General features: G+C 68.2%; 6 protein-coding genes. 1 reads left to right on the plus strand and 5 read right to left on the minus strand.

Translation table 11 applies throughout. The features are described from left to right. Positions 1 to 123 precede the first annotated feature (123 nt). The 5 genes from ACY45C_RS08840 to ACY45C_RS08860 form a co-directional block, all read right to left on the minus strand. The gene (locus ACY45C_RS08840; protein ID WP_462187137.1) at positions 124 to 474 is read right to left on the minus strand and encodes a winged helix-turn-helix transcriptional regulator; all 351 of its coding nucleotides are present in this window, start codon (positions 472 to 474) and stop codon (positions 124 to 126) included. Positions 475 to 516: 42 nt separating this feature from the next. Next, positions 517 to 1,398 (minus strand): MBL fold metallo-hydrolase, encoded by an 882-nt coding sequence (locus ACY45C_RS08845; RefSeq protein ID WP_462187138.1) that lies wholly within the window; start codon positions 1,396 to 1,398, stop codon positions 517 to 519. 66 nt (positions 1,399 to 1,464) lie between these two features. After that, complete coding sequence (gene sthA, locus ACY45C_RS08850) at positions 1,465 to 2,877, minus strand: Si-specific NAD(P)(+) transhydrogenase (protein ID WP_462187139.1); 1,413 nt, start codon at positions 2,875 to 2,877, stop codon at positions 1,465 to 1,467. Positions 2,878 to 3,436: 559 nt separating this feature from the next. Continuing rightward, complete coding sequence (locus ACY45C_RS08855; RefSeq protein ID WP_462187140.1) at positions 3,437 to 4,828, minus strand: class II fumarate hydratase; 1,392 nt, start codon at positions 4,826 to 4,828, stop codon at positions 3,437 to 3,439. A gap of 349 nt (positions 4,829 to 5,177) precedes the next feature. Continuing rightward, positions 5,178 to 6,137 carry a 4-hydroxy-3-methylbut-2-enyl diphosphate reductase gene (locus tag ACY45C_RS08860; RefSeq protein ID WP_462187141.1) on the minus strand — a complete coding sequence of 320 codons (960 nt, stop codon included), beginning with the start codon at positions 6,135 to 6,137 and terminating at the stop codon, positions 5,178 to 5,180. Positions 6,138 to 6,279: 142 nt separating this feature from the next. Here ACY45C_RS08860 and ACY45C_RS08865 point away from each other — a divergent pair. Next, positions 6,280 to 6,693: exodeoxyribonuclease VII large subunit (locus ACY45C_RS08865; RefSeq protein ID WP_462187142.1), on the plus strand; the 414-nt coding region annotated here is incomplete at its 3' end.

The raw sequence follows: 6,693 nt of genomic DNA on the forward strand, positions 1-6,693 counted from the left end.
CGCTACAACAAGCTAGCCGTCCGCTACGAAGCAACAGCCACCATCGCCGCGAATCAACAAATGGCTGCCCCGATGAACTTCCCAAACAGGCCCTAGGCCAGCAGGGCGGGCCGCCAGGGCGGGTCAGCAGCATGGGTCGGGGAGCCAGGTCTCGGCCCAGAGGGAGAGGGCCGCGACCGTGTCTGCGAGGTCCGCTCCCTTCGCGGTCAGGTGGTACTCGGTCCGCGCGGGCGTATCCGGGACGACGGTGCGTCTGACCATCCCTTCGGCTTCAAGTTCTCTCAGCCGCACGGAACAGAGCCGGTCGGACAGGTTGGGCACCGCCGTCGTGATCTCGGAGAACCGGGTTGCGCCGGCCAGCATCGCGCGCACGATGGCCCCGGTCCAGCGCCGCCCAATGGTCTCGACGGCATGGTGGTAGCGCGGGCAGAACGAGGACAGCTCCACCCTGATCAGCCTATGCTTGCCCGCCATTAGCCGGCCCGATCCGGTAATAGCGGCTTACCTTTCGTCGGCTTATGACGTCGTGGGGCGAGGAGCCCGGGACTCGGGTGGAACCGGTCCCTGGGGCGTGTCGTCCGCCACGAACCGCAGATAGCGCTCGGCGGAGCGGCGCACGGCGGCCCGACCGCCGGCGCGGACGATCGCCTGCCAGAACGCGCCGTAGACGACCTCGAAATCGAAGGGTTCGAGGAGCGCGACCGCCCGCCGGACCGCCCCGGGCCGTTCCGGGATGTAGTTCGGGTAGCTGTACATGAAGCTCACCCACCGCCGGTCCTGCACCACCTGCAGGATGTCGCCGGAGAACAGCGCACCGCGCCCGTTCTCCCCGTCCGCCCAATGCAGGACCGTGCCACCGGCGAAGTGCACACCGCCGTTGACGAGGGTCAGCCCCGGGCCGATCCGGTGGGTGTCGCCGGACCAGAGCACGATCGCATCGCCGGTCCGGCCGATCCAGGCGGCGTCGGCGGCGTGGATGTAGATCGGCACTCCGCCGAAGGCGTGACTCCAGTCCACCATGGCGCCGTAGAAGTGCGGGTGGCTGACGGCGATGGCGCGGATGCCGCCGAGCGCATCAACCTGACCCGCGAGATCGTCGTCGAGGAAGGGCACGCAGTCCCAGAGGATGTTGCCCTCGTCCGTGCGGACCAACAGGGCCCGCTGCCCGATGGAGATCTTCGGTTCGGCGCCGACGCCGAACACGCGGTCCCCCTCGGGGCGCAGTACCCCGCGGTATCCTGCGGCCCGCAGCCGTGCCCGCGAGGTCCACCGCTGACCGTCCCAGCCGACGTACTGCCGTTCGTCCTCGCACACCGGGCAGTCGCCCCGGACCGCACCGTACTGGATCCCGCAGGTTAGGCAGATCGGCAGATCGAGACTGGCGGGATCGAGTGGCACGGGCGCTCCTGGGGCGTCACCTGCCGGTGTAACCACGGTGGAACACCGGGATGTCGCCGAGCCTATTCAGCCGCTGAAGCGGGCGACCGCGTGCATCTTGTTCATCGCGTCCAGAGCCGCGACCTTGTAGGACTCGGCGAGCGTCGGATAGTTGAAGACGCTGTCGATGAGGTAGTCGATGGTGCCGCCGCAGCCCATCACAGTCTGTCCGATGTGGACGAGTTCGGTGGCTCCTGTACCGAAGACGTGTACCCCGAGAAGGCGCCGGTCGTCTGGGCTGACCAGTAGCTTCAGCATCCCGTACGAGTCACCGAGGATGGCTCCGCGGGCCAGCTCCCGGTACCGGGCAATGCCCACCTCGAACGGGATGGCCTGCTCGGTCAGCTCGTCCTCGGTGCTGCCGACATAGGAGATCTCCGGGATCGTGTAGATCCCGATCGGCATCAGCTCGGCCCGCATGGCGTTGACGTCCTCGCCGCAGGCGGAGTAGGCCGCGAGACGTCCCTGTTCCATTGACGTCGCCGCGAGAGCGGGGAATCCGATCACGTCGCCGACCGCGTAGATGTGGTCGACCTCCGTGCGGAAGTCCGAGCCGACCTTGATCCGGCCGCGGTTGTCCGCGGAAAGGCCGGCCGCCGGAAGGTTGAGGATGTCGGTGAGCCCCTGCCGCCCGGCCGAATACATCACCGTGTCCGCCGGGAGCTTCTTCCCGCTTTCGAGCAGGGTGAGGGTACCGCCGTTGTGGCGTTCCACGGAGACGACCGACTCGCGGAAACGGAAGGTCACCGCAAGATCGCGGAGCTGGTACTTCAACGCCTCGACGATTTCGAGGTCGCAGAAGTCGAGCATCCGGTCACGGCGCTCGACGACGGTCACCTTCGTGCCGAGCGCGGCGAACATCGAGGCGTATTCGATACCGATCACACCGGCGCCGACGACGACCATCGACCGGGGCAGTTTCTCCAGGGCCAGGATCTGGTCGCTGTCGACGACAGTCCGTCCGTCGAAGTCGACCGTGTCCGGCCGCGCCGGGCGGGTGCCCGTGGCGATGATGATTCTTTCCGCCTGGATCCGGCGGTCCTCGGTGTCCTCGCCGCCCGCCCGCACGTTCACGGTGTGCGGATCGACGAAGCTGGCCAGTCCGGTCAGCAGGGTGACGTGGTTACGGCTGAGCTGGTTGCGAATCACGTCGATCTCGCGGCTGATGACATGTCTGGTCCGCGCCGAGAGGTCACCGACGGTGATGCCATCCTTTACCCGGTAGCTCGACCCGTACAGCTCACGCTGTGACATGCCGGTCAGATAAAGGACCGCTTCCCGCAGCGTCTTGGACGGGATCGTGCCAGTGTTGATGCTGACACCACCGATCATTTCCCGTTTGTCGACGATCGCGACCCGTCGGCCGAGCTTGGCCGCTGCGATCGCGGCCTTCTGCCCGCCCGGCCCGGATCCGATGACGAGGACGTCGTAGTCGAACATCGTCACATCCCCCGCAATCTATCGGTCTCCGGTGAACCCGAGGCTATCCGGCCGGACGGGTCGGGTCGGCACGTTGGCCGTGCTTGTTACGTCCATTTCTTCTGGGAAATTTCTCGGGAGTCGCTTCACCTGCGGATTATCACTCGAGGTAGGTGTCGCGAACCCGTCTGTGATGGCCGAGGTGTGCCGTCATGCCCGCCATATGTGCCGGTGTGGTTCCGGTTGAGAGCTTTTCGAGTCCAACTGGTGGGAACCTGTCGAGGACTTGCGCCGCCAGGCCGCCGGGCCCCCGCCGCCGGGCCGTCGGACCCTGCTGTCGGGCCGGGCCGTCGTGCCGGCAGGTGAAATTGAGGCACCCGCCACCCGTAACCAATCCGCCGCCGGCCCGTTAAACCTCTAGCGGGGGTCGTGGAGGCTGTCTGGGGGGTCTTCCACGGCTCCCGCCGCGCCGTCGGTCGCCGCCTGTCGGGTCGCGCTGTCGGGACGGGACACCCCCGTGGGTCACGGAGGTGTCCGGGAGACGCGACGGTCGGGGGAGAGGCCGCCCGACGAGCTTCGGCTACGGGTGGGTCATCGACAGCACGTCGAGCGCGGCGTCGAGCTGTGCCTCGGTGAGTTTGCCCGCCTCAACGTAACCGCGCTCGAGAACGACCTCGCGAATGGTCTTCTCCTCGGCGAGCGAGATCTTGGCGACCTTCGCGGCCTCCTCGTAGCCGATGTACTTGTTCAGCGGCGTCACGATGGAGGGGGAGGACTCGGCGTAGCGGCGGCAGCGTTCGACGTCGGCGACGATGCCGTCGATGCAACGGTCGGCGAACAGCCGGCTGATCGTCGACAGGATGTGGATCGACTCCAGCAGGTTACGTGCGATCACCGGCAGCATGACATTGAGCTCGAAGCTCCCGGCTGATCCGCCGAACGCGACCGCCGCGTCGTTGCCGACGACCTGGGCGACGACCTGACAGACCGCCTCGGGAATGACCGGATTGACCTTGCCGGGCATGATCGAGGATCCGGGCTGGAGGTCGGGCAGTCGGATCTCGCCGAGCCCGGCTCGTGGGCCGGACGAGGCCCAGCGCAGGTCGTTGGCAATCTTGTAGAGCGAGAGGGCGATCACCCGCAGCACGCCGGACGCCTCGACGAGGCCGTCCCGGGAGGCCTGCGCCTCGAAGTGGTTGCGTGCCTCAGTCAGGGGAAGACCGGTGCTGGCGGACAGTTCCTCGATTACCGCGGCGGAGAAGCCGGGCGGGGTGTTGATGCCGGTCCCGACGGCTGTCCCACCGAGCGGCAGCTCTCCGATCCGGGGCAGTGCCACCTGCAGGCGCTCGACGCCGAGCCGGACCGCGGCGGCGTACCCGCCGAACTCCTGGCCGAGTGTCACAGGGGTCGCGTCCATCAGATGGGTCCGGCCGGACTTCACGACGTCGGCGAACTCGGTCTCCTTGCGACCGAGCGCGGTGGCAAGGTGCTCCAGGGCCGGGATCAGGTCGCCGACGATGCCCTGGGTGGCGGCGATGTGGATCGATGAGGGAAAGACGTCGTTCGAGGACTGCGAGGCGTTGACGTGGTCGTTCGGGTGAACCGGGCGGCCGAGGCGCTCGGAGGCGAGCGAGGCCAGCACCTCGTTGGTGTTCATGTTGGACGAGGTGCCGCTGCCGGTCTGGAAGACGTCCAGGGGGAACTGGTCGTCCCAGTCACCACGGGCCACCTCCGTGGCCGCGTCGGCGATCGCCTCGGCGATGTCCGCGTCGAGCACGTCCAGCTTGGCGTTCACCGTCGCGGCGGCGGCTTTGATCCGGGCGAGCGCCGCGATGTGCGCGCGGGAGATCCGCTGGCCGGAGACGGGAAAGTTCTCCACCGCCCGCTGTGTCTGGGCCCGCCACCGGGCCGTGACCGGTACCCGGACGTCACCCATGCTGTCGTGCTCGATGCGGTATTCCTGCTCGCTCATGCGCCCGTTCTCCCGATGCTCGTCGCCCTTGACCTGTACTGCCCGTGCCCTGTACCGCACACTGGGGCCGCGTCCCGGCGAGATGCCGCCTGGACGCGGCCCCAGGGCCGACCTTAGGACATGTCGGGCCTGCCCCGCATGGCGCCTTCGGCGCAATGCGGGGACCCCTGGCATAGGGCGCCGTTCGGGGTTTCCGTTACCTCGCCTTCGGTGAGGTTCCTGGGGGAGCCTCGGGGGCCTTCGGCGTGATGCGGGGACAGTGAGAATGGCTATAGGGGAACGTCGGGGGCTTCGGCGCAATGCGGGGAAGGGCGGCTCCGACGAGTCTGGTGTGAGGGGCGGTCCGGGCTCAGCTGGCGGCGCGCTCGCGGGTACGCATCTCCCGGCGAAGCTCCGGCGGCAACGCAAAGAGAAGGTGCTCGTCCGCGGACGTGACCTCCTCCACATCGGTGAAGCCCCGCTCGGCGAGCCAGGCCATCACGCCGGTGACGAGCTCCTCCGGCACCGATGCGCCGCTGGTGACCCCGACGGTCTCGACACCATCGAACCAGCTCAGGTCCACCTCGGTGGAGTCGTCCACGAGGTAGGCGGCCGGCGCGCCGGCGTCGAGCGCGACCTCGACCAACCGGACCGAGTTCGAGGAGTTCCGCGAGCCGACGACGATGACCAGGTCGACCGCGCCGGCGATCTCCTTGACGGCGACCTGGCGGTTCTGCGTGGCGTAGCAGATATCGTCGCTCGGTGGACCCTGCAGGTGCGGGAATCGCTCGCGCAGCGCGTCGACCGTCGTCATCGTCTCGTCGACGGACAGCGTGGTCTGGGAGAGGAAGGCCACCCGCTTCGGATCGCGGACCTTCACCCCGGCGGCGTCCTCGGGCCCGTCCACGAGGTGGATGCGGTCCGGAGCCTGCCCGGTGGTGCCGACGACCTCCTCGTGGCCCTCGTGGCCAATGAGGAGGATGTCGTAGTCCTCGCGGGCGAACCGCCTGGCTTCAGAATGCACCTTGGTGACCAGCGGGCACGTGGCGTCGATTGTGCGGAGCTCGCGCGCCGCAGCCTCTTCGTGCACCGTTGGTGCTACTCCATGGGCTGAAAACACGACGGTGGCGCCGTGCGGCACCTCGTCGGTTTCGTCCACGAAGATCGCACCCTTGGCCTCCAGCGTCTTCACGACATGAAGGTTGTGAACGATTTGTTTGCGTACGTAGACCGGTGAACCGTACAGCTCTAGTGCTTTCTCCACGGTCACGACGGCTCGATCGACACCAGCGCAGTAGCCGCGCGGTTTGGCAAGAAGGACCCGGCCCATGGGTGGGAGTCTACGCGGCGGCCGGCGGCCGGGAAGTCGGCTAGGCGATGCATCACCCGATGGCGACATCGTCCGGTCCGGCCGTGACGAGGGCCGCCGACTGTTGTAGGGCGAGGCTGGAGGGCGAGGTTACGGTGCCCGGGTGGCACTGACATCGTCCCCGGAACAGCCGCTGCCGGTCCGCAGCGTGTCGCGCGCGCTGGGAGACTGGATCAACCGGCTGGGGCGAGTGTGGGTCGAGGGGCAGGTGACCGGGATCGTCCGCCGTCCCGGGATGGGAACGGTCTTCCTCACCCTGCGGGACCCGGTGGCCGACGTGTCCCTGCGGGTCACCTGCCCGCGCGCGGTGTGCGACGCGGTGGGGCCGGCGCTCGTCGACGGGGCCCGCGTCGTGGTGTGGGGCAAGCCGTCGTTCCACCCCGGCCGAGGCACGCTGGCCCTTGCGGTTGTTGAGATTCGCCCGCTCGGTGCCGGTGCGCTGCTGGCCCGGCTCGAACAGCTCAAGGCCACGCTGGCGGCCGAGGGGCTGTTCGCCGCGTCCCGTAAGCGGCGTCCT

It is taken from the genome of Frankia sp. CcWB2, assembly GCF_977927585.1.

Coding starts and splice junctions, on each gene's coding strand:
- ACY45C_RS08840 (WP_462187137.1), bottom strand. CDS start 474: ATGGCGGGCAAGCATAGGCTGATCAGGGTGGAGCTGTCCTCGTTCTGC.
- sthA (WP_462187139.1), bottom strand. CDS start 2,877: ATGTTCGACTACGACGTCCTCGTCATCGGATCCGGGCCGGGCGGGCAG.
- ACY45C_RS08855 (WP_462187140.1), bottom strand. CDS start 4,828: ATGAGCGAGCAGGAATACCGCATCGAGCACGACAGCATGGGTGACGTC.
- ACY45C_RS08860 (WP_462187141.1), bottom strand. CDS start 6,137: ATGGGCCGGGTCCTTCTTGCCAAACCGCGCGGCTACTGCGCTGGTGTC.